This window comes from Patescibacteria group bacterium (assembly GCA_020148045.1).
Classification (GTDB): Bacteria; Patescibacteriota; Minisyncoccia; order Minisyncoccales; family GWA2-38-27; genus JAHCRG01.
Genome location: JAHCRG010000004.1, coordinates 86117 through 109784, shown reverse-complemented (window position 1 = coordinate 109784; position 23668 = coordinate 86117). Strand labels below are relative to the sequence as shown.

General features: G+C 33.7%; 22 protein-coding genes and 2 tRNA genes. 1 reads left to right on the top strand and 23 read right to left on the bottom strand.

Going from position 1 to position 23668, the window contains the following annotated elements; translation table 11 throughout:
- From KJA13_01180 to KJA13_01120, 13 genes are all read right to left on the bottom strand, one after another.
- The gene (locus KJA13_01180; protein MBZ9577635.1) at positions 1-1200 is read right to left on the bottom strand and encodes a S41 family peptidase; all 1200 of its coding nucleotides are present in this window, start codon (positions 1198-1200) and stop codon (positions 1-3) included.
- A 179-nt stretch (positions 1201-1379) separates the two neighbouring features.
- A complete protein-coding gene (locus tag KJA13_01175; GenBank protein ID MBZ9577634.1) occupies positions 1380-2651 on the bottom strand; it encodes a hypothetical protein in 1272 nt (423 codons plus the stop codon).
- Between the two features lie 253 nt (positions 2652-2904).
- Positions 2905-2977, bottom strand: a tRNA-Ala gene (locus tag KJA13_01170).
- Between the two features lie 37 nt (positions 2978-3014).
- Entirely contained in the window at positions 3015-3767 is a 753-nt protein-coding gene (locus tag KJA13_01165; protein MBZ9577633.1) for a 1-acyl-sn-glycerol-3-phosphate acyltransferase, read from the bottom strand.
- Between the two features lie 140 nt (positions 3768-3907).
- The gene (locus KJA13_01160) at positions 3908-4342 is read right to left on the bottom strand and encodes an NUDIX domain-containing protein (protein ID MBZ9577632.1); all 435 of its coding nucleotides are present in this window, start codon (positions 4340-4342) and stop codon (positions 3908-3910) included.
- Positions 4343-4370: 28 nt separating this feature from the next.
- Positions 4371-4799, bottom strand: coding sequence for an HIT family protein (locus tag KJA13_01155; protein MBZ9577631.1), 429 nt, complete (start codon positions 4797-4799; stop codon positions 4371-4373).
- 122 nt (positions 4800-4921) lie between these two features.
- Complete coding sequence (locus tag KJA13_01150; GenBank protein ID MBZ9577630.1) at positions 4922-5560, bottom strand: hypothetical protein; 639 nt, start codon at positions 5558-5560, stop codon at positions 4922-4924.
- Between the two features lie 38 nt (positions 5561-5598).
- Entirely contained in the window at positions 5599-6171 is a 573-nt protein-coding gene (gene cyaB / locus KJA13_01145; protein MBZ9577629.1) for a class IV adenylate cyclase, read from the bottom strand.
- An 18-nt stretch (positions 6172-6189) separates the two neighbouring features.
- The gene (locus KJA13_01140; GenBank protein ID MBZ9577628.1) at positions 6190-6951 is read right to left on the bottom strand and encodes an alpha/beta fold hydrolase; all 762 of its coding nucleotides are present in this window, start codon (positions 6949-6951) and stop codon (positions 6190-6192) included.
- 47 nt (positions 6952-6998) lie between these two features.
- Positions 6999-7069 (bottom strand) — tRNA-Lys (locus KJA13_01135).
- Positions 7070-7074: 5 nt separating this feature from the next.
- Complete coding sequence (gene dnaJ, locus KJA13_01130) at positions 7075-8163, bottom strand: molecular chaperone DnaJ (protein MBZ9577627.1); 1089 nt, start codon at positions 8161-8163, stop codon at positions 7075-7077.
- Positions 8164-8166: 3 nt separating this feature from the next.
- Entirely contained in the window at positions 8167-10059 is a 1893-nt protein-coding gene (gene dnaK, locus KJA13_01125) for a molecular chaperone DnaK (GenBank protein MBZ9577626.1), read from the bottom strand.
- A gap of 1 nt (position 10060) precedes the next feature.
- Positions 10061-10507, bottom strand: a complete 447-nt coding sequence (locus KJA13_01120) for a nucleotide exchange factor GrpE (GenBank protein MBZ9577625.1) — start codon at positions 10505-10507, stop codon at positions 10061-10063.
- A gap of 81 nt (positions 10508-10588) precedes the next feature.
- On the opposite strand from KJA13_01120, the gene KJA13_01115 reads away from it, so the two are divergent.
- Positions 10589-12067 carry a glycosyltransferase family 39 protein gene (locus KJA13_01115; GenBank protein MBZ9577624.1) on the top strand — a complete coding sequence of 493 codons (1479 nt, stop codon included), beginning with the start codon at positions 10589-10591 and terminating at the stop codon, positions 12065-12067.
- A gap of 28 nt (positions 12068-12095) precedes the next feature.
- Here KJA13_01115 and KJA13_01110 read toward each other — a convergent pair whose 3' ends face one another.
- From KJA13_01110 to lysS, 10 genes are all read right to left on the bottom strand, one after another.
- On the bottom strand, positions 12096-12947 hold the full coding sequence (locus KJA13_01110; GenBank protein ID MBZ9577623.1) for an FtsQ-type POTRA domain-containing protein: 852 nt from the start codon (positions 12945-12947) through the stop codon (positions 12096-12098).
- 295 nt (positions 12948-13242) lie between these two features.
- Positions 13243-14295 carry a peptidoglycan bridge formation glycyltransferase FemA/FemB family protein gene (locus tag KJA13_01105; protein MBZ9577622.1) on the bottom strand — a complete coding sequence of 351 codons (1053 nt, stop codon included), beginning with the start codon at positions 14293-14295 and terminating at the stop codon, positions 13243-13245.
- Between the two features lie 2 nt (positions 14296-14297).
- Positions 14298-15503, bottom strand: a complete 1206-nt coding sequence (locus tag KJA13_01100) for a hypothetical protein (protein ID MBZ9577621.1) — start codon at positions 15501-15503, stop codon at positions 14298-14300.
- Positions 15504-15578: 75 nt separating this feature from the next.
- Positions 15579-16619 carry a hypothetical protein gene (locus tag KJA13_01095; protein ID MBZ9577620.1) on the bottom strand — a complete coding sequence of 347 codons (1041 nt, stop codon included), beginning with the start codon at positions 16617-16619 and terminating at the stop codon, positions 15579-15581.
- A gap of 10 nt (positions 16620-16629) precedes the next feature.
- Positions 16630-16932 carry a hypothetical protein gene (locus tag KJA13_01090; GenBank protein MBZ9577619.1) on the bottom strand — a complete coding sequence of 101 codons (303 nt, stop codon included), beginning with the start codon at positions 16930-16932 and terminating at the stop codon, positions 16630-16632.
- A gap of 183 nt (positions 16933-17115) precedes the next feature.
- Positions 17116-18393, bottom strand: a complete 1278-nt coding sequence (locus KJA13_01085) for an aminotransferase class I/II-fold pyridoxal phosphate-dependent enzyme (GenBank protein MBZ9577618.1) — start codon at positions 18391-18393, stop codon at positions 17116-17118.
- A gap of 124 nt (positions 18394-18517) precedes the next feature.
- Positions 18518-20065 carry a hypothetical protein gene (locus KJA13_01080; GenBank protein MBZ9577617.1) on the bottom strand — a complete coding sequence of 516 codons (1548 nt, stop codon included), beginning with the start codon at positions 20063-20065 and terminating at the stop codon, positions 18518-18520.
- Positions 20062-20793: an alpha/beta hydrolase gene (locus KJA13_01075; protein ID MBZ9577616.1), complete on the bottom strand. Its 732-nt coding sequence runs from the start codon at positions 20791-20793 to the stop codon at positions 20062-20064. Before KJA13_01075 ends, KJA13_01080 begins: the two co-directional genes overlap by 4 nt.
- Positions 20794-22056 carry a serine--tRNA ligase gene (gene serS, locus KJA13_01070; GenBank protein ID MBZ9577615.1) on the bottom strand — a complete coding sequence of 421 codons (1263 nt, stop codon included), beginning with the start codon at positions 22054-22056 and terminating at the stop codon, positions 20794-20796.
- 16 nt (positions 22057-22072) lie between these two features.
- Entirely contained in the window at positions 22073-23530 is a 1458-nt protein-coding gene (gene lysS / locus KJA13_01065) for a lysine--tRNA ligase (protein ID MBZ9577614.1), read from the bottom strand.
- Positions 23531-23668: the final 138 nt, after the last annotated feature.

The following is a 23668-nucleotide window of genomic DNA, read 5'->3' as shown; positions in this document are numbered from 1 at the left end:
CTACTCTATTTCTCCAATTATCTCAAGAGCTTTCCCAAGTTGAGGATCCCGCTCCTCTTGATAGTCCTCTTCTGTCATCTCTACTTTAATATCTGGTTCTAAGCCTTTATTGGTAATAAGATTGCCCTTAGGTGTTAACCAGTTTGCTACTGTAATTTTTAAACTAGAGCCATCTCTTAGTTCTTCTAATTTCTGGACCGAACCTTTTCCAAAAGAGGCTTCCCCGATTATTTTTATACCCCGATTATCCCGAAGAGCCGAAGCTAAAATCTCAGAGGCAGAAGCAGATCCCTGATTGATTAAAATCACCACTGGATAATCTGAAAACTTGGAATTGCCCTTAGCCTTGTAAACCTCTTGCTCTTTTTCGGTGCCAAAATCTTCAATAACCACAACTTGGCCCTTTTCTAAAAACCAGCCAGCAATATCTTGAGCTCTTTCCAAATAACCTCCGGGATTACTTCTCAAATCTAAAATTATCTTTTCAGCTGGGCTTTTTAAGATTTCAGCTGCCATTTCTCTAAAATCACGGTCAGATTTTCCAGAGAAATGATAGAGTTTAATATAGGCAATCTCTTCTTCCTCCCCGTCAGCTTCGCCTGCTGAGGCGAGTAACTCCCATTTCAAAGAAGGAACTTTAATAACTGCTCTTTTGATGATAATTTCCTCTGAGGTTTCCCATTCATCCCGAAAGATAGTTAAGGTTACCTCTGTTCCTTTTGGCCCCCGAATTAGAGTTACTGCTTCCTCAATAGTAATATCCATAGTTAAAGTATCATCTATTTTTATAATTCTATCACCTGGCCGAAGGCCGGCCTTTTGAGCTGGCGTTCCTTCCAAAGGAGCAATAACCTGAAGTTGCCCTTCTCTTATACCGATTTCCATGCCCACTCCCTCAAAACTGCCGCTTACATCCTCTAAAAATGTTTTAGTATCTTCAGGATTAAAAAAGACAGTATAAGGGTCTCCTAAAGATTTTACCATTCCAGAGATCGCTCCATAAATTAACTCTTGAATATTAATATCTTCCGGGTTAACATATTCTTCCTGAATTTTATGCCAGGCCTCCCAGAAAAGAGAAAAATCAAGGTCTTCTGGAGGGCAGATTGGACAAATAACTGTGTTCTTTCCAACCAAAAATCCGGCACCAAAAACAGCAAAAACAATTACAACCAAAAGAATTTTCTTAAATAATGACATATTATCTTTTTATATTTTTATATATGTAAGACCCTTAGGTCTTTTATAGCAAAAATTTGTTCCAAGCGCAACAAAAAAAAAGAGATTGGGGGAACCAATCTCTTTTTTTGTGGACTTCGTGAGATTCAGTTGGAACCAAATTATCCAAGAATTAAAGATGTTTCAAGGGTTAAAAGTAGCTATTTTACTTTCCTAATTATTCCATTATTAGCATCTACTTCCACTAAATCTCCGTCTTTAAAAGCTTTTGTAGCATTCTTTACACCTACTATACAGGGTATATGTAGTTCTCTAGAAACAATAGCGGCATGTGAAGTAATACCACCCTGTTCTGTTACTATTGCAGCTGATTTCTTCATGGCCACAATCATTTGCGGATTAGTAGAAAAAGAAACTAAAACATCTCCTTTTTTCACTTTGTGTAAATGTCCTTCTCCCATCACTATTCTAACGGTTCCTTTAGCTTTCCCAAGAAAAGCTGCATTACCCTTTAACTCTTTAATTCCTTCTAATCTTTTTTCTTCTCTTTCTAGTTTACTAATCTTCTCTTTTGCTTCATCACCAGTAAGGACAAACTCTTTATCTTTGTCTAAATAATAAACACAAAGATCTTTTCTTTGACTATATAGCTTTTCTACTTCCTCTTTCTTATACTCATATGGCAATATATATCTAAAGGCTATAAGAGGAACCTTCCATCTTTTTGCTAGTTCTTTTTGGATTAATTCACAAGCATAAAAGCCGTGAAAAAGAACTTCTTTGCGGTACTCTTTATAATATGTCTGATCTCTTACTATAAAGAATCTTTTTCTTATTAATTTATTTAACTTTAGTTCTTCTTCTACTTTTTCCTGATCTTTTTTTATCACATTTAACTCGTTCTTCTTTTTTTGATATATATCTTCTAGGTTCTTTTTTATTATCAATTCTTTTAGTTCTTTTCTAAAGTCTTCAGAAATTAAAGCAGGGCCAACATAACCAAAATTAATCCAACAGAAATTCCTTGTATGTTGATTAATTTCTTTTTTTATTTCAGGAGAATTTAGGCTTAAATTATTCTTTAATATCTTTACAGCTATTCTTAAAAAGTCTAAGCTTTCTTTTCTGAAATAAGAAGATCTAATAGGGTTTGATAATAATCTAGAAACTTGAACAGATGTTTGATCTATTTTCTTTTTCTTAACTTTCTTCTCAATTTCTTTCATTAATCCCTCCGTAGTATAATTATTAGACCCGTATTCTGTTAAGCTTAAAAGTTGACCCCACTTATCTATATAAAGCATTTCTTTATTAATTCTTTTAAAATATTTTATAAGTTGCTTTTCACTAATTTTTGAAAGGTTCTGTCTTTCAATTAATTCAGCTGTTTTAGTTATTTTCCTTCCATATTCATCTACTTTCCTAGTCATGTTGTTATAAAACTTATCTCTCAGAAATAAAATATAAGCCATCTTACCAAGTTTATGAAAAGCTTCTTGATTAACAAAATATTCTATTCCTTTTTCAGAAAAGATTAGTAATATAGGTTTCAAATTCTTACCAAAAATAGGCCTTATCAACGTACCCCAAGGCTTAGCAAATACATAGAAAGGAAATAAATTAGCCTGTCTTTCTTTATAAATAAATTCCCACTTCATATATTTATTCTACAAAAAAATTTGCCCTTATGGCAATAATGTATAACCTGTCTAGTATACTAACCTGTGGACCCAGCGAGATTCGAACTCGCGACCTCCTCGATGCCATCGAGGCGCGCTACCAACTGCGCCATGGGCCCGAAGGATGAAGAGTAGTATTTTTTTTCAATACAAATACTACTCTTCTTCATCTGCTAATTTCAAAAGATGAGCTGCAACTTGTTGAGTAATTTCTTCTTTACTTACTTTTTCAAACCTTACAATCTGTCCTATTTTTATAGTTATCTTTTTCCAAAATCTTGGAAATGGGAATTTATTTCTCTTTCCTTCAATCCAGATTGTATTTGGGAAAAATTCATCGCTCCCTTCTACCCAAATAAAAAGAACTGGAGCATCTGTTTTTCTAATCAATAAACCAATTCCTTCCTGCAGAATTGCAATTTGTTTATTGCCTGTTCTGCTATATAATTTTTCTCTTTTGAATGTCCTTCCTCCTTCTGGAAAAATAACAACAAGTCCTCCCGAATTAACAGTATTTTTTACCTTAATAAAAGTTTGCTTGGCTTTTTCTGAATTTTTTCTATCAACCCAAATTATTCGAGTGCTTGCCCATTGCCAATACCATTTTTTGTAATTTCTTACCTCAGCAATATTCCAAGGAGAAAGCTTAAACGGATGAGTTATATATTGGCCAAAAAATAAAGCTGAGACTAATAACGGTTCTAACAAAGAAGGATGATTAGAAACTACAATTAGTCCATGTTTAAATAATTCTAGGTTTCGGTGATATTTTGGAAAACGATCCCAGTTCAAAACTCTAATTACTCTAATTATTCTTAAAAAAAGTACCAATACTCCAAGAAGAGTACCTATTGTATATACTGCTAATACAATAAGAATTTTGTCTTTTCTGCTGTCTATCTTTTTCATTTCTATTCCTTTCAAAATTTCTTCAAAATTTCAAAGAGCAAAACTAACTATCTATTATATTACCCCATTTCCCAAAATTTTTCAATAGAAAAAATCCCGAGCAAAGCTCGGGATTTTTGGACGTCAAAGGTTTAGAAATGTTAAAACTTGTTTTCTTTATTAATAAAATTTTTTATCATCTTCTCACTTGGGAAAAACATAGGACGTGGTAAATTATCTAATTCAAACCATTGCCATTCAGTGATATCTGGCTCCATAACCCTAGCTTCCCCCTCAAAATCATCACAAACAAAACCAATCGTAACAAAGTGAGCATCTTCTACCACATCATTTGTTACGCTTATTAATTTCAGCTTCCCCTTATTTATTTTTATGCCTGTTTCCTCATATGTTTCTCTCCACGCACAATTCAGTATATCTTCTCTGAAATCAAGCTTTCCTCCTGGCAATGTCCAGGTTCCCTCTCCATGAAGCAAACTATCAGCCTTTTCAGGATCCTCGTTTCTCTTCCCAAGCAAAACCTTATTGTCTTTAAGAATTATCACGCCAGTCCCGGCTGTTGGCTTTTTATTTATATTATTCATATTTTATTCTTAACAGTGATTATATATTATTTTTAATTTCTTCTTTAATCTGATTAAGAGTTTCCTGAGAAACATGTTCGCGTTTTTGAATTAAAGGATCTGGATGAAAATTATCTATCCATTCTATACCAGCAAAGTTTCGAGGTTTTCTATAACGAGGGATAATGTGAAAATGAGTATGTTTATCAAAAAACATTATCAGAAGATGATGTATAACATCATATTGGAAACTTTTCTTCAAAGCTTTCTCAATATCGCGAACCACTTTGGCATATTCTTTCATTTCTTCATCCGTAATCTCAGAAAAAGATGCCATATGACGTTTAGTAATAGCAACGCAACTACCCAATTTAAGCTGTTCTTTTCTTACCAAAAGCTTCCAATGTTTATATTCCTTAATTAGATTATTCTTTTCATCAAATTTTTCCCATATACTACAACAAGCCATAATAGAAATAAAATTTATAATATAAACTCCTCAAACGCCTCTCCCACACCTAAAAATATGAGTTTCATATACTCCATTCTACCCTTACTACCAAAAGTTTCAACTTTAAAAAAACAAAAGTATCAAACTTTTGGATTACTTCTTAATTTTCCAAATACAATCAAGACGTCATCATCTATTGCCCTAACTGTATAGGCTTTATTAAATAACTCCCCTGAATGTCTTATATTAGGTCCATCATTTGGGTCGTGAATCCAAACATTGTTCTTATCTATATTGATAATTGTAACAAAATGACCCTCAAACGGTCCTTTTTTATTATGAAGAATATTCCAATCCACACAAGGAACAATAATGTAACCTTTCTTAAGATATTCTTTAAAATCCTTCATCGAACTTTTCCGAACTTCAAAAGCTCTTTGTTTTTTTGCTCTTTTGCGGAAATGCTCTACTGTATCAAGATCAATGTTTTTAATTACTGTATTATAATCTTTGCCAAAAGCTCTTTTAAAACAAGTTATTATCTCCTCTCGCTTTATAGGAATATCTTTACTAGAATAAGCTTTGGCCTTCAATCCAAAATTTTTTAAAACTACTACAGCTTGAGCCGGGAAAGCCCATTTTCCTCTTTTGCGACGCATCTTTTTATTAATCTGGGCAAAGCTGAATTTCTTATCAGGAAAAAAATAACGTAAAGCCATTAACATATTGGCTTGCATACATTGACCATTTGGATTTTTAACAAAAGGGATTTTAAGCATATTTTAATTCTATCAAAAAATCGCCCCTTTGGCGATTTTTATTGTTCCTCGTATTTTACTTCTTCTGGAAATAGTAATTGAAATGGATAACCCATATAGCTTTTTATCTTCCCACATCCCATGTCTTTAAGGAAAGCTACCATTTCTTCGGTGATTTTCTTAGGGTCAACTTTCTCCTCTTTACCAATGTATTCAATTTCCACAAAATCTCCGAGTCCCTTTACCGAATCCATAGCAATTTCATAATTTTTATATATCCAAGTTTTCCTTAACTTATCAACTTTTACAATAGATTTAAAGTTAAGAGCTTCTAATATTTTTTTAATTTGAGCTAAATCTTCCGTTTTTGTTTCGTGTTCATCACAATAGTGCCCTTTACCATCTTCAACAAAATACCAATTCTTATAGTTTATGAAATACTGACCGTCCGAATCTCTTAACCTTAGCCATTCTTTTACTGGGCGAACCCCGATGAAATTACGATGAGCCGGAGAAAAATACTCATCTATTTGATGTTTTTCTGACCGAAAATCAGCATTCTTTTCTAAGAACTCTATTAGTGGTTTGCTATTTTCAATTTTTACTTGAATTTCAATCTCTATGTTATTCATAAATTTAAAAATTATCACCTATTCCGAGTTTTTAATAACAAAACTAGAAATTAAATTTAACATCTTTTCGAAATCCTCGGAATTAGAATATCTATGGTCTGCTCCCTCAATAATTTCTAACTTACAATCCTGAATTAAATTTGCCGTCTTTCTACTTTGTTCAATCGGAACAGATTCGTCTTTATCTCCATGCACGATTAAAGTTGGTATTTTGATTTTTCTGGCAGCTTCATATCCATTATTACTTTCAAAATCCTCAAAGAAAGTATAATTCAATTTAAGTTTTCTACCATCTCCACTTATATAGTAGGTATATCCTTTTTCTCTCCATTCTTTCAGTTGTTTTTCTGCTTTAGTTGCCATTTCTTTTTCTTTATAATTTGAAACGGGAGATTTCAGGGCGAGAACGAACAAATCCTTCGTTTTTGACGCTGCCATTATACTACTTATGCCGCCAAAACTGGAACCAATAAGTCCAATTTTTGAATAACCTTGTTTTTTCAAAAAAGAGATCGCATTCAGAACGTCGTCAACAGCTTCTGAAATTGTTATGTCTTCAAATTTTCCTTCACTTTCTCCGTGACCAAAAAAGTCAAAGCGAAAAGTTGATATTTGATGATTATTCAACATCTCCTCTAGCTTCTTATATGTTCGGCTATCTTTGCTGGTGCTAAATCCATGACAAAGGATTATAATTGGTTTTTCTTTATCTAATGTCGGGTTTGATAATATCCCGCAAAGATTATTTCCTTTCGAATTTTTAAAATATACTTTTCCCATATATCCTACTATAGCAAAAAATCGCCCTTTTGGCGATTTTTTATATGTACCCCCAGAAGGAATCGAACCCTCGTCAGCGGCTTAAAAGGCCGTTGCTTTACCACTAAGCTATGGGGGCGTAAATTACAAACCTTGTTCTTTTAGTTTCTTTAATAATTCTTTTTGGGTTTTTGTCAAGCGTTTTGGTGTTTTGACAATCAATTGAACATACAAGTTTCCTCTGCCGTATCCTGAAAAGCGAGGAATGCCTTTTCCAGAAATCCGCAGGATCTTGCCCGACTCTGAACCTGAAGGAATTTTAAGCAAAATTTTAGTTCCTTCTAAGGTTGCTACTTCAATTTCATCACCTAAAGTTGCTTGAGAAAAAGAAATTGGCTGGGAAATAAGTAAATCATCTCCCTTTCTTCGAAAAACCGGGTGTTCTTTTACTAAAATTCTCAGATATAAATCTCCTGGTTTTCCTCCTTTTTTTCCGGCCTCTCCTTTTCCGGCAACTTTAATTATTTGATTTGAATCAACTCCAGCCGGAATAAAAATCTTAATATCTTCCTCTCCTTTAATCCTCCCTTCTCCTTTACAAACATTACAAGGTTTTTCTGGTCTCTGGCCTTCGCCACCGCATTCAGGACAAACAGTCCAACGAGTAAATGAACCTAAAAAAGTTCTTTTTACTTGCTGAACCTCTCCTGTTCCCCGACAAAAAAAACATTCATTCAAAGAGGTGCCGGGTTCAGCTCCTTTGCCCTGACAACGAGAACACAAAATCTGCTTGTATAAAGTAATCTCTTTGGTTGAACCTTTTAAAGTTTCTTCTAAAGGAATCTCAATGTCAATTTTAATGTCTTTGCCTTTTTTGTAGTCCTTTCTTTGTGCTCGCCGGCCTCCGAAACCAAAAAAATCCTCAAACATCTCGCCTAAATCTTCAAAATCAAATTCTAAATCAGGGCCTTGTCCCGGAGATTTTCCCCAAGCCCAGGTAAAATTAAACCCTGGGCCTGGCCCTCCGCCTTCAAAAACTTGACCAAATCTATCATACTGCGATTTCTTTTCCTTATTAGACAAAATCTGATATGCTTCGTTTATCTCTTTAAATTTTTTCTCATCTCCGCCTTTATGAGGGTGATGTTTATGAGCTAATTTATGAAAAGCTCTTTTAATTTCTTCCGACGAAGCATCACGTGAAATGCCTAAGATTTTGTAGTAATCCTTCATAGTTTATTTTTTTTCTTTAAATTCTCCTTCTTCAGCGTCTTTTCCTTTGTCTCCTTCCTTTGGCTTTTCTTTCTTTTGCGCTTCTTGAGCTACTTTATAAACCTCGGCTCCTGCCTTCTGAATTGTCTGAGAAAGTTCTGTGGTTTTATTTTTTATCTCCTCTATATTATCACTATCTTTGACTTTTTTCAACGCCTCTACCTTCTCTTCTATTTCCTTTTTCAAGCCCTTGTCTATCTTATCTCCAGCATCTCTAACTGTTTTCTCCCAAGTATAAATTAAACTATCGGCAAGATTCCGGGCTTCAATTAGTTCTTTCTTTTTCTTATCTTCCTCTGTATGAAGCTCTGCTTCTTTTTTCATCTTTTCAATTTCTTCTTTTGACATTCCTATTGAACCCTCAATCCTAATTGACTGCTCCTTATTAGTTGCCTTATCTTTAGCTGAAACATTTAAAATTCCATTACTATCAATATCAAAGCTAACTTCAATTTGGGGAACTCCTCTTGGAGATGGAGGAATCCCATCTAACATAAATCTTCCCAGGGTTTTGTTATCTTGCGCCATTGGTCTTTCTCCTTGTAAAACATGAACTTCCACAGAAGTTTGACTGTCAGCTGCTGTTGAGAAAATCTGGGTTTTAGCAGTCGGGTAAATAGTATTTTTAGGAATTAAAATAGTATTAACTCCTCCCAAGGTTTCAATTCCCAAAGAAAGAGGAGTAGCGTCTAACAAAAGAATTTCTTTTGTCTCTTTTCCCAAATCTGCCCCTTCAATAGCAGCTCCAACTGCTACTACTTCATCAGGATTAATTGATTTATTAGCTTCTTTACCAAAAAGTTTTTTAATTGCTTCTTGAATAGCTGGCATTCTTGTCTGGCCGCCAACCAAAACTATCTCTTCAATATCTTTTGGCTCAAGCTTGGCTCCCTTCAAAGTTTCTTTAACCAAATCAATTGATTTGTTAACATATTCCTTTACCAAATTCTCAAGCTGGGCCCGAGAAAGTTTTAAATAAAGATGCTTTGGACCCGAAGAATCTGAAGTAACAAAGGGAAGATTAATTTCCGTTTCTAAAGTTGTTGATAATTCAATTTTTGCTTTTTCGGCTACTTCTTTAATCCTCTGCAAAGCCAATTGGTCTTTTGATAAGTCAATTCCCTGGTCTTTTTTAAACTCATCAATTATCCAATTCATTACTTTCTGGTCAAAATCATCTCCGCCCAAATGAGTATCTCCTCCTACGCCAATTACTTCAACAGTATCAGGGTCTTTGCGAACGTCTAAAGTTGAAACGTCAAAAGTTCCTCCGCCAAAGTCATAAACTAAAATTTGCTGTCCTTTTGTTTTAGTTAGGCCATAAGATAAGGCAGCAGCTGTTGGCTCGTTAATTACTAATTTAACATTCAAGCCAGCAATCTCTCCAGCAACCTTTGTTGCTTTTCTCTGAGAATCATCAAAATAAGCAGGACAAGTGATTACAGCATCAGTAATCTTTTCCCCTATCTTTTCCTCAACATCCTGCTTTAACTTCTGTAAAATCATTGCTGAAATTTCAGCTGGCTTGTGCCATTTATCTCCCATCTTTACTTCCACTCCCCCATCATTTGATTCTCTAATTTCATACGGCAAAAGCTTCTTGTCTTTTTGAACTTCTGAGTCAGAAAATCTCCGACCAACTAATCTTTTAATGGAAAAGACAGTATTTTTTGGGTTGGTAATTTGCTGACGCCTGGCTGTAATCCCAATTAATCTTTCTCCGTTTTTAGTCAAAGCAACAACCGAGGGAGTAGTTCTTCCCCCTTCTTTATTCTCAATAATCTTTGGCTCACCGCTTTCCATTATAGCGGTAGCTGAAAAAGTTGTACCTAAATCAATACCTAAAATTTTTGGCATATTATTTTGCTATTTTTACTTTGGCGGGGCGGAGGACCCGGCCGTGAAGAGTATAACCTTTTTTGATTTCTTCAATAACAATTCCTGGTTCTGAGCCCGGTTTTTTAATCTCTCCAACTGCCTCTTGGAAACTTGGGTCAAATTTCTCTCCCAAACATTTTATTTCTTCAACTCTTTCTTTCTTTAAAAAATCCAAAATCTGAGTTTTTGTCTTTAAAAAACCTTGAACCCAGAGATTTCCTTTAAGTTCTCGGGGGAGTTTTTTCTCAGCAATATATATATTATCTAAAATTGGCAAAATTTTCAATATCAATTCCTGATTAGCAAATTTCACAAACTCACCCACTCTTTCTGCTTCCTCTTTCTTATAATTCAAAAAAGCTGCCCTTTCCCTTTTCCAATTTTCTAAACATTCTTCTAATTGTTTTTTTAACTTCTCTCCCTTCATTTTATAAGATTATTATAGAAAATTAGACCCAAAAGTCAAGAACCAATTCCTCACTTTTTTAAAATATGGTAAAATGGTTTAATGTGGATAAAAGAGAGGAAAACTATAATAATTTTGTTGGGTATTTTAGTAATTGCTGGGTTTTTTAGGTTGTGGCAGTTGGACTCAATTCCACCAGGGCTTTATCCTGATGAAGCAATAAATGGGAATGAAGCCTTGGATATTCTCCAACAAGGAAAATTCAAAATATTCTATCCTGAAAACAATGGCCGAGAAGGCCTTTTTATTTGGTTAATATCCCTTTCTTTCTTAATCTTTGGACCAAGCATCTGGGCAATAAAAATTGTCCCAGCAACCTTTGGAATCCTAACTGTATTAGGAATATACTTGTTAGCTAAAGAAATGTTCTCTCGTAATATTGCTTTGCTATCTTCTTTCTTCTCAGCTATTTCTTTTTGGCATATTAATTTCTCAAGAATTGGTTTTAGAGCAATCTTAGTTCCTTTTGTTTTGGTCTTTGGCTTTTATTTTCTATTTAGGGGATTCCGGCAAAAAAAGATTTTATTCTTTGTAATTTCTGGTATCTTTTTCGGTCTCGGTTTCTACACCTATATTTCCTATAGATTTGTTGTCTTGCTACTAGCCCTAATTTTAATCTTCAGGTGGCTTCCAGAAAAATCAAAGGTCAAAAGCAGAAAACCCTTTCTACTTTCTGCTTTCTACTTTCTACTCTCCATCTTTGTCGTTGCCCTTCCAATAGGCATCTATTTTCTTCTAAATCCTGGTGATTTCTTTGGTCGGGCAGCTGGAGTATCAATTCTTACTGCAGAAAGACCTTTTTATGAATTAGGAAAATCAATAATTCTTCATCTTCAAATGTTTATTTTTTACGGAGATGTGAATTGGCGTCATAACTTTGCCGGTTCTCCTCAACTTCTCTGGCCTATTGGCATATTTTTCCTAATTGGCCTTATTTATTCTCTTTATAGTTGGATTAAGGATTCTAAGTTTTTCCCTTTTTGCTTCTTAATCTCTTGGGGAGCTATAATGCTTTTGCCAGGATTTCTATCTTCAGAAAGTATTCCCCATGCTCTTCGGGTTATTGGAGTAATCCCAGTAGCATATATCTTCGCAGCCCTGGGAGCTCTCTGGTTATTCAAGAAAACAAAGAAGTTTTTCAAAACAAAAAATCAACTTATTGCCCTTTATCTATGCATATTTATTCTTTTCTTAAGTATTGCTTATGCCCAGTTTGATAAATATTTTTGCCAATGGGCTGAAAAAACTGAAGTAGAAGCTGCCTTTTCCAAGAACTATGTTGAAATTGGAAATTATCTAAACTCTCTACCAGATGATGTTCAAAAGTATGTAATTGTAAATCAATCAGGAGTGCCTGTCCCCTATCCAGACGGTATTCCAATGCCCAGCCAGACCTCAATGTTTATTGAAAGAACAAAGTTTGGCAAAATTAGGGCTACCTATATATTGCCAGAAGAAATAAATAAGATTAAAATAGATGAAAAGACAGTAATTATCCCACTTCATAATGTCCAACCGTAAAACCAATATCATTGCTGTTTTTCTTTTACTACTGCAAATAAGTTTCAGGATAAATATAAATTTTTTCAAACCTTAGATCAATGTATTCAATATTTCTCCTTTTTTCAGGAGGAATTCTTTCTTTTAAAAGAATACTAAGTTCAGTCAATTGCCATTCTAAATCTCTTTCCGGGTTAAAATAAATCTCCCAGCCCTCTGAAGTTTTAGCATTTATTCTCTTTTTAGATATCGTTAAAATCCCTTCAATTGGAATCTTTAAATCATCTTTTAATTTAGAATTAATTTTTAAAATCTGGTCTAATTGCTCCTTTCCAATAATTTCTTTCCCTAACTTTAAATCTACAACTAATGTGGATTTTTTTATTTTTAGTATTTGTGGGTCTATCACAGAAACCTTTTCAAAAATTATTCCCTCTTTGTCAATGAAAAAGTAATCTTCTTGCCCGCCCAAATTTTGTTCCTCAAAACTTGGGTGGGTAAAACAAAAAACAGCCACTGGTTTCCTTTCTTCAATCTGAGCTAATAAACTACTTGGAAATTCTCTATCTAAATCTACTTTCGCAATCTGAGGAAATTTTTCTAAAAGCATTTTATTTATCTCCTTCAAATTGGCCAGAAAAATACTTTTTGTATTAAAAAAAATTATCCTTTTATCAACTTGCCCAGCGATATTGTTTCTAAGCTCTTCAAATGATACTTTTATATTTCCTGAAATTTTAATTTCTTTTATCTGAAAAACAGAAGAAAAGATAAAAAGATAGGTTAAACCTGATAAGATAATAAAAAATAAGAGACCTAGCCAAAAAAACTTATTCTTAAAGACATTAAAAACAGACCTTTTCTTTCTAGTCCGATATGATTTTTTGTATTTATATTTCATGGATCTTCAAAAATATTGACAAATTTAAATTAATATGCTACATTAAAAATAGTGTGAATCCGCAGTTAGGATTTAGGACTTCTTAGATCATTTTAATAACTTTATTAAGGAGAGTTATTATGAGCCGTACGCCGATAGGAAACTATTATCCAGTTATTGGCATATTAGCCATTTTGGCCTTAGCCGCAGCATTTATACTTATGCTAAAAGGCTACTAAGAAGAAAAGGCCAAACACACTGGAAAAGAATTAAAGCCTTGGTTAGTTGTTAAGCTAAGGCTTTTTTATTTAAAGAACTATAGCCTGCGCTTGATTTTCCTTATTTTTTCAAATGGACGCGTTATTAAAGCATACACCTTTGAAAGAGGCAAATCCTGAGTTTGAACATAATCCTTTCTATAGCCTCCGAAACCCTTCTTAAACAGGCTTAAACCGGCCCAGGGATGGTTTTTATTATCATCAGGGGCAATACCCCAGAAATTATATCTCTGGCATTCTCGTTTTTTAGCTTCTTTTATCGCCTCCCATTGCAAAAGATATGAAACTGGAATTTTATTGTACTTTGATAAAGAAGCTCCATGATGATAAAACCCGATATTTTGCCAAAAAAGAATAATAGCTGAAGAAACAACTTCATTCTTGTATTTTCCTAAAAAGATCAAAATCTGATCATCTGGCAAAAAAGAGGAAAATTGATTCTGAATATATTTTAAAGAAAAAGGCACAAACTTATGGCGTATTGCTGTGGAGTAATAAATTTCATTAAACTTTTTCAAGTCCTCAATATTTTGCGTCTTTACTATTTCAATGTCTGCATTTTTTTGAGCCTGACGAATTAAATAACGAGCGGTCTTCCTCATATTCATCAAAAGTTCTTGTTCTGACGGCTTAATATCTAATTCCCATGTTGCTTCGGGATGAATATGAATAGGAGCTGGCATAAATCCTAAGTGTTCAAAAAAATCACTATTTTGTTTGCTTTTTTCCCAAATCGAAGCAATTCTAATAAAATGCGCTTTTTCCTGTTTAGCAATTTCTTTCAATTTATTAGTTAAAGTTTCTAAAATTCCTAATTTTTGAATTTCAATTTTTGGTTCTGTGACTGGCCCGTGAGGGACAAACAAAAACGTTCCTCTTTTAGCTTTTACTTTTATAACCAAAGCAACACCAATTAATTGTTCGCTGTTCATTGTTCGCTGTTCATTATCATATATTCCCAATCGCCAAATCTTATTACCTTCTCTCTTCTGAAATTCTCCCCAATTCCAAGAATCTAAAAAAGTTTTCTCTTTACATCTTAATAAAAAACTTTCCCAATTTTCTTTATTATTTATTTCTTTTAAATTCATAATTATTCGGGTTCCAAGGCCCCTTTTGTATAATAATTCCAGGAATTCCACAACATAAAGCCTTTAAAATCTTCTCCTAATGCATCATAAACAGCTTTAATCTGAGCCTTTACCATTTCAGCGTCATAAGTAGCTCCTAAATCAAAATCCTGGAGCCAAGGACGCAATTGAACATTTGTTTCTTGTGATTGTTTGTAAAACATCAACTTCCTCAAAGCACCTTCCATAGAATATTTTACCACTTCATAAGGATATTCAGCTGGATTTTGATAGCCTATAAAGCCATCTGCATAATGAGAGGGATAAACCATTGGACAGACATAATCAGAATATTCAAATGCATCTTCAATTATTTGCCCTATGCCTAAATCATTATAGCTAACAGTAGAAAGACCAAAAAGGTCAATTGAGATTTTTGCATCAGGAAGTTCTTGACGAAGATGTTTAAAAAATTCTCTAATAATTAGACGTTTTGGAAGCTTCCCGTCCCAAAATGGAAAACTCATATCTTTTAAATCACCATCTGAGGGGAAACGGACATAATCAAAATTTAATTCATCAAAGCCATGATTAACAGCATCTTTTGCAATAGCAATATTATAATCCCAAGATTCTTTCGCAGCAGGATCAATCCAAGCCAATCTCATATCATCGAGCCACAAAGAAGCAAGAGATAAAATAGATGAATCTGGGGAAGACAATTTTGCTTTACTATGAACTGCTAAATCTGGTCTTGCCCTTGCCAAGACAGGGTCTTGAAAAACAGTAATCCTGGCAATTACATAAATTTCTTCTTTATGTAGCTCCTGAATCAACGACTCAATATTCTTAATCCTTATTTGTTCAGCCCCATATTTCTCCACTTCTGCTACATCTGTATCATAACCTACATAGCCGGAAAAATCTTTAATATCAATTACCACAGCATTAATTTCCGTGGTTTTTGCAATATCAATTAGATAATCAATCATTTTCTTTTTACTGGCTGACCAACTAGTTAAATAGATAGCTTTTATTATCTCAATATCAATCCCAGAATCTGTCTCGGGCTCTGAAGAAATCCCTGGGTTTTGAGAAACAACTTCTTCTTCAACAATCTCTGTCTCAAAACCTGAAGGATTAAAAACAGAAGAAAAAATCAAAACCATCCCAGCTGTTAGGATCACAAAAACCAAAAAAAATGCAATATAAAATTCAGTAACTCTCATATTTTATTTCATTCTACCAAAAAATCGCCCAGATGGCGATTTTTTCTTTCAATTAAAATCTATTTATGATTTGAATTATTCTGGTGGCATCCCTGGCGGAGGGGTCATATACTTATCAAAGCAAGTTTTAATCTGGTCTCCGATTAGAGGAGTTGGCATAAAATTCCCCGAACGAATTTTATCCACAACCTCTGGCCCAACACTTGAGTTTAAACATTCCAGAAGTTCAGGGGTAGCCATCTCTAACCCTTTTCTTATCTCACCCGCCCCCTCTCTTATTTTTTGAATTTCTTCTTGAGGCATCAAATCATATTGAAGAGCAAAGTCAAGACAAGTTTCCTGATTAGCAGAATTATTACAAAAGGCGTCACACTCTATTTTTGATTTGCAGTCACCCGGACCTGTGCCCCCGGTCCTTCGCAATATTTTTGCTTCTTCCTCGGTTATCAGCCCTGCTTTCAGAATAAATGAAACGCATTCTTCTGTGTGGCTCTCATCAGCACAATAGGTTTCGCACTCTTCTTTTGATTTGCAGTCGCCAGGACTCTCTCCTTTTGCCATCAAGGGCATTACTTTTTCTGCTTGAGCTGCTTCCTCCGCAGAAATTAAACCCGCCCTTCTTGTAAACTGAATGCATTCTTTTGTATGGGCTGGCTTTGAGCAATAAGCATCACAATTTTTTTTAGTTCCGCAGTTTCCCGGCAATGGAATTCCAGCCAGCAAAGCCTTTCTCACCAGCCTCGCTTCTTCCGCCTCGGATGGAGGTATAATTCCGGCTTTCTCGGCAAAAGTTATACACTCTTCTATTAGACTCGGCTCTTCGCAATAGGCCTTGCATTGAGTCGGGCTTGAACATCCGCCGGGCGGCACCGCCCCTTCAGCCAAGGCCTTTATTATTTTTTTAGCTTCGGCTAATTCTTCTGGTGACAACAAGTTGTGGGCTTCAGCAAAAGATACACACTCTTCAATGTTTTCCCATTTGTCACAATAGGTCTTGCATTCAGCTTCATTCTGGCAATTCCCCAATTCCTTAATCGGATAAGTAATTTGAGCAAAAACAAAAACCCCTACTAACAATCCGAGAATAAAGATAATTAATAAAAATATTTTTCGCATAAATTAATATTTACTCAAAAGGATTTATTTTTAATCCTTCAAAAGGATTGGTTTTGGCCTTAAAGGGATTGGTTTGGGGAATTTTTCCTGCCGGGTTTTGAATCATTTCATAAATTTTTTCACCAAAAGTTTTTGCCTCTTCTTTTTCCTCTTCTTTTTTCTCTTCCTTTTCCTCTTCCTTTTCCTCTTCTTTTGCCAAAGGCTCAATGGTAATTTCAGGATATTTCAGTTTTTGAAAAAAATAAAAAGCACCCACAGCCAATAAGGCCAGAATCACAATAATTAATAATATCTTTTTATTACCTGCCATCATATTTATTATATCACCTTATTTTAGTATATCAAATTAAGTTTTCCACAACACAATCCTCTTTTATTTTACCAAATATTTCCCGAAAGTTCTAATCCTACTCTGGGTTAAACAAAAATCCCGCTTAAAAATAGCGGAATTTTTCGGAGGCTACATGGGACAGGGCTCGAACTCCTAATAAGTTGTTTAGTATCTCTTCAAAAAATCTGTTATTTTCTGGGCGTGTTTCTGAGAAATGTTAATGTGGGTGGGTAGATTTAAGGTTTGCTTGGCTAATTTTTCTGCTTTAGGACAACTACCTATTTTATACTTTACCTTATTTAACTTTGTATCGGCAGGAGCAATTGGAGTTGTGTACCAATCCCCTATTAAAATGTTTCTCTGCCAGGCCTTTTCAATTATTTTATGAGCTGCCGGATGTTTTATGGTAAAACGCAAAAAACTATGTTTTCTTCCTCCAAAATCTAAGGATTTTGAAGACAAGGTCTTTGGCACTTCAAAAGAACTAATTTTTAATTCATTATAATAAAAAGCAGCCAGCTTCCGACGATGATCGTGAAATTTCTCTAATTTTTTAAATTGATTTAAGGCAAGCAAAGCCAAAGCATTGGGCATTCTTTTTGGAAAATAAGAAGGTTTTTTGCCTCGTTTTTCTTTCCAATGGACAGCTTTTGATAAAATACGAAACCACTGGCATAAAATTAAAATAATCTTCCCCAATAAAATTTTATAAGTCGGTAAAATTAAAAAATTCATTAAAATTGGGTGTAAGAGTTGTTGGAAAATCCAAAAACGGGAAGGATAACCAGTTTCCTCTTGAAATTCTTTAATTCCTTTAGCTAAATTATCATCATTGGTTACTACCATACCGCCATAAACAGAAGAAATTACCTTATCCCGGGAAAAGCTGAAAAAGGCAGCTTTGCCAAAAGTTCCAATTTTTTGGTTATAATGCTCAGCTCCTAAAGAATGAGCGCAATCTTCAATTAAGATTAAATTATTTTGTTTTGCGAGCTCTAAAATCTTAACCATTTCAGCTGGCAGACCAAAAGTATGTTGAACCATCAGCACTTTACTCTTTGGAGTGATTTTTCTTTTTAAATCTTCTATATCAATATTAAAATTATCTTCGTCACAATCAACATAAACTGGTTCTAATCCTGACCAAATAACTGGATTTACAGCAGCATTGCAAGTAAATGCTTGAAGCAAAACTTCACTTCTCGGCTCCAAATCAAGCACTTTCAAAATAGCCATTAAAGAAGTTCTTCCACTATTAAAAGCAAAAGCATATTTCACGCCTAAGTATTGTTTAAATTGATTCTCCAGCTCTTCAATCGCTTTACCTTTTTTCCACTTCCAGCATTGAAAAACCAATTTCAAAGCCAACCAAATATCATCTTTTTCAGTATTCGGCGACAAAGATATGGAAATTGGCTTAAAGTATTGACAAATTTTAAACATTATGATATAATCTAATTATAGAAAACGGAGGATCCCTTCCTAATATCACCATGGCCCCCACACCTTACTCTCGCTTCTATGGGGCCGCAGGCGTCAGATTTTAAAGAAATTTGACGCTTTTTTATTACAATAAATCAACGACTTCCTTTGGCACCCTGCCCTCTAAAAGAATTACATCCCCATCTTTGCAAAATTCCTTTAATTTAACAACAATATTTTTTGGATTTTCAATTAATAAGATGTTTTTATTTTCTTGTTTTATTTCTTTAAACCTCTCTTTAGTTGTAATTATTGCCAAATCGCAAACTTCACCAATTTTTCTGCCAATTCTTTTATGGGCTTGTTTTGATGCTTTTCCTAATTCAATCAAACAGGGCATAACAATTACTTTTTTGCCAGGATAAATTTTCAAATAATTTAAATCACCAATTACGCCAACTGGATTCGCAGAATAAGAAGCATCAAGAACGACCAAGCCATTTTTTTTCAAAAACTTCATTGCTCCTTGTCCTGGTTTAATTTTTAGGCAAGCTCTTGAAATCTCTTCTAAAGTCATTCCTAGTTCTTTGGCGCAACAAGCAGCTAATAAAATATTTCCTATATTTTGTCTCCCTAATAAATTTACTCTGAAATTAGCAAAATCACCATCCTTGGAGCGAGCTCTAAATAAAATAAATTCTCTTTCAACCTGAATATCCTCTGCCCAAATATCATAGTTTGTTATTTTCTTTAAAGAAATATTAGTTTTCCCGTAAAGTTCTGAGCAATATTTATTATTGCCATTAAAAATTGCCATTCCATTTGAAGGCAAATTCTCAATCAATTCATATTTTGTTTTAATAATATTTTCTTGAGAACCAAAAAGGGCTAAATGCTGTTCATTTATACCGGTTAAAATGCCAATTTTTGGTTTGGCAATATCGCACAATAACTTAATCCCTCCTCTGCCATAAGCTCCCATTTCTACAATAAAAACTTTGTGTTCAGGTTTCAGTTCATTTAAAATACATCTAGAAATCCCGATTTCTGAATTCTGATGTTCCTTGGTTTTTAGAACATTAAACCTTTTAGAAAGGACCGTTGCTAAAAATTCTTTAGTTGATGTTTTCCCATAACTTCCAGTAATACCAATAACTAAAAGATTGCTGAATTGCTCTCTTTTTTTCTTAGCTTTTTCAATAATCCGGTTCCTCAACAAAACAGTAAGGGGTTGAAAAGTAAGAACAAGTAAAGAAAAAATTAAAGGGGTTAATATATCAAAAATCAAAATCCCGAAAGAAAACCAAAAAATAGTTTCAGTATTTAGAAATATAAAAAGAAGAAAAATAAGCTCCAAAAAAACAGCAGAAGAAATCAAGACAACTGTTTTTTTAGTTAAAACAGGTCTCTTTAATCTCTTTTGGAAAATATCTAAAAGGGCTTTCAGAGATTCCAATAAGTATAGAATAAAAAGCAAATAAAAAAATAATACACCACTAAAAGGAAAAATAATGATTAGAAAAAGTTTTGCAAAGTTTAATTTACTAAAAACAAGCTTTCTCCCTTTTGCTGTTTGGAAATGGTCTAAAAAACGCCTAACACGGTACTCTTTTATTTGCCAAAGGTAAATATAAAATAAGGCAATCTTGCTTTTGCTGACAAACCAAGAAATAAGAAAAAGATAAAAAATCATAGATTTTTAATTATTGTTTTGGATAATTCTTCTGGGTTTTTTAAATTAAGATCGTGATTAACATTGGAAATGATTTCTAATTTTGAATCTTTAATTTTTTTATTAATTAAATGAGCATCTTTTATTGGTGTAATATTATCTTTTTCTCCCCAAATGATTGTTGTTGAAACTTGAACTTGAGACAGAATATCTGAAAGATCTTGCTTTATTATTTTCAAATAGATTTCTTTCATTAAACCATTAACAGACGGGTAATCGCTTTTAACAATGAATCTATAAAAAGCTCGCCTTAATAAAGAAGAAGACAAAAAACAAGATGGGAAAATTTTAGAAAGGATATAGAGAAATCTTTTTTTAGGCGTCTTTCTTCTAAAACAGGCAGCGTTTACTAAAAACAATTTTTCTATTTTTTCTGGAAATTTCAAACTATATTTTACTGCCAAAGCACCTCCAAAAGAATGACCTAAAAGGTAAAATCTTTCTAAATTTAAAAACTCTACCAGTTCTTGCAGAAACTCACAATACTCATCCAAGCCCCAAGCTATTGAAGGTTTCTGGCTTCTTCCAAAACCAGGCAAATCAGGAATAATGACTTTTATTCCTTTTTGAGCTAATAACTCCCCTACTCTTTGCCAGTTATCACTTCTTGAACCCCAGCCATGTAAAATTAAGAGAGGTTTTCCCTCTCCTAAAGTTTTGTAATTAATTTTTAACCCCTTTATTGTCATTTATTTTATGACCTTAAATCCTACATATTTTTGAAGAACCTCAGGCACTCTTATACTTCCATCTTTTTGCTGGTAATTCTCAATAATAGCAATTAATGTTCTTCCTATTGCAAAAGCAGTGCCATTTAAAGTATGAACAAACTTCAATTTATTATTTTTATCCCGATATCTAATATTTAATCTCCTGGCCTGAAAGTCAGTGCAACTTGAGGTGGAGTGTGTTTCTCGATAACGATTTTGGGAGGGAATCCAAACTTCAATATCATAAGTAGCGGCTGATGGTCTTGCCAAGTCTCCTGTGCAAATTTGTAGGACTCGGTAAGGAATTTTTAAAAGCTGTATTAGTTTTTCTTCTATTTCTAAAAGAAATTTATATTCTTTTATTGAATTCTCAGGTTTACAAAAACTGAACATCTCCATTTTATCAAATTGATGAACTCTCAATATTCCCTTGGTATCTTTTCCATAGGAACCAGCTTCTCTGCGAAAACAAGAAGAAAAAGCAAGATATCTTTTTGGAAGATTTTTTTCTTCAAAAATTTCATCTGCATGCATCGTCCCAATTGGTTGTTCAGCAGTACCTGCTAAAAATAAATCGTCTTTGGGAAGATAATATGCTTCTTCTATATCAGCTTGCTCTAAATATCCCATTCCTCTTATCTTCTCTGATTTCATCATTACTGGAGGAACAACTGGAATAAAACCTTTTTTTATTAAGTTTTCAAAAGTAAAATTTATCAAAGCAAATTCAAGTAAAGCTGCTTCATTTTTTAAATAACCAAAGCGAGTTCCAGATACTTTTGCTGCCCTTTTTACATCAATCAGATCATACTTTTCAGCAATTTCTAAATAATCTTTGGGCTTAAAATTGAATTTTGTTTTCTTCCCCACTTTCCGTATCACAACATTATCCTTTTCGTCTTTACCAACTGGCACATCATCTAAAGGTATATTTGGAACTTGATACATCAATATCTCAAACTCTTTATCAATCTTTTTCAAACTCTCTTTTAATTTATCGCCCTTTTTATCTATTTTCTGCATTTCTGAAATAATCTTTTGCTTTTCTTTTTTATCTTTTGCTTTACTAATTTCTTTGCTGGCTTTGTTTTTTTGGGCAAAGATTTTTTCTAACTCTGTTTGGATTCCTCTTTTTTCTTTGTCAATCTTTAAAAGCCGGCCAACATCAATCTTAACCTGTTTATTTTTACAGGCCTCTTTAACTTTTTCTGGATTTTCTCTGATAAACTTAATATCTAGCATATATTTTGGAGCTGAATTATTTTGGACGCATCGTAGGAAACAAAATTACTTCTCTAAGGGCATGGGAATCTGTTAGCAAAGCTGTAAGACGGTCAATTCCCATCCCAAAACCAGCAGCTGGAGGCATACCATACTCTAATGCCTCAATAAAGTCCTCATCCATTCTCTGGGCTTCTTCAAAACCAGCTTTAAAAATCTTTTCCTGCTCTTCAAATCTTTTCTTTTGTTCTGTAGAATCATTAAGCTCAGAAAAAGCATTAATCAATTCAATATCAGCTATTACTAATTGAAAATTTGCAGTTTTTGTAGGATTTTTATGAAGCGACTTTGCCAAAGGAAAAGCGCCTGCAGGATGGTGAATTACAAAACAGGGCTGCCAGATTTTAGAACGACAGATTTTTTTATAAATATCATCAGCAATCTCGGCCTTCCCTCCTTTTGGTTCAATTCCTAATTTTTTAGCTTCTTTTTTAAGAGCTTGAAGATGAATCTCATCCAAATTAATTTTAGTATACTTTTTGATAAGCTGGTCAAACTCAACTCTGGGCCAAGGCGGTTTAAAATCTATTTCCTTTCCTTCATATTTAATCTTTAAGCTGCCAAACAAATTCTTAATCAAAGTAGAAAACATTTTCTCGGTAAATTTCATCAATTCCTTGTAATCAGTATATGCCCAGTAAAACTCCAGCATTGTGAAGTCGGGATTATGGGCTTTATCTATTCCCTCGTTTCTAAAACATTTTCCGATTTCATAGACCTTTTCAAATCCACCGATTAAAAGCCGTTTTAAATAAAGTTCAGGAGAAATTCTTAGATATAAATCAAGATCTAAAGCATTTAGATAAGTTTTAAATGGTCTGGCTTTTGCTCCCCCATAAATTGGTTGTAAAATCGGAGTTTCCACCTGCAGAAATCCTTGTTTTTCTAAAAATTCCCTTATCTCTTTAATAATCTTTGAACGAAGTTTAAATTTCTCTTTAACTTTTTTATTAAAAACTAAGTCCAAATATCTTTTACGATATCTTTCTTCAACATCTTTTAAACCATGCCATTTTTCTGGCAGAGGCAAAAGGGATTTAGCTAAAATCTTATAATCAGCTGCCTCAAGCGTCTTTTCGCCTTTTTTTGTTTTAAATAAAGTTCCTCTGACTTCAATAAAATCTCCGATATCAAAATTATTCAAGAAAAACTCATAATTTTTTTCTCCTAATCTATCTTTTTTAAATAATATTTGAATCTTGCCAGAGCCATCTTCAATATGACAAAAAACAAGACCGCCGTGCTCCCTTAAAGAAATAATCCTGCCTGCTAAAACTATTTCTTTTTTCGCTCGGGAAAGCTTACCAAATTCCTCAAGCGCCTGCTCGCAAGTATGGCTCTTTTTGGTCTTCCCGGGATAAGCCAAAACCCCAGCACTTTCAATCGCCTTAAGTTTTTTTATCCTATTTTTCCGAATCTCATCAATCGTCGCCATTACTTTATTTTACCCAATATTATTTTTCAAGTCAAAAGAAAACTACCAAGAACCGCTCTCGGTAGTTATTCTCTATTTTCTTAATTCAAGATTTTATGTTTATACAATAACGAATCAAGGTTCTGACGAAGTCAGGTT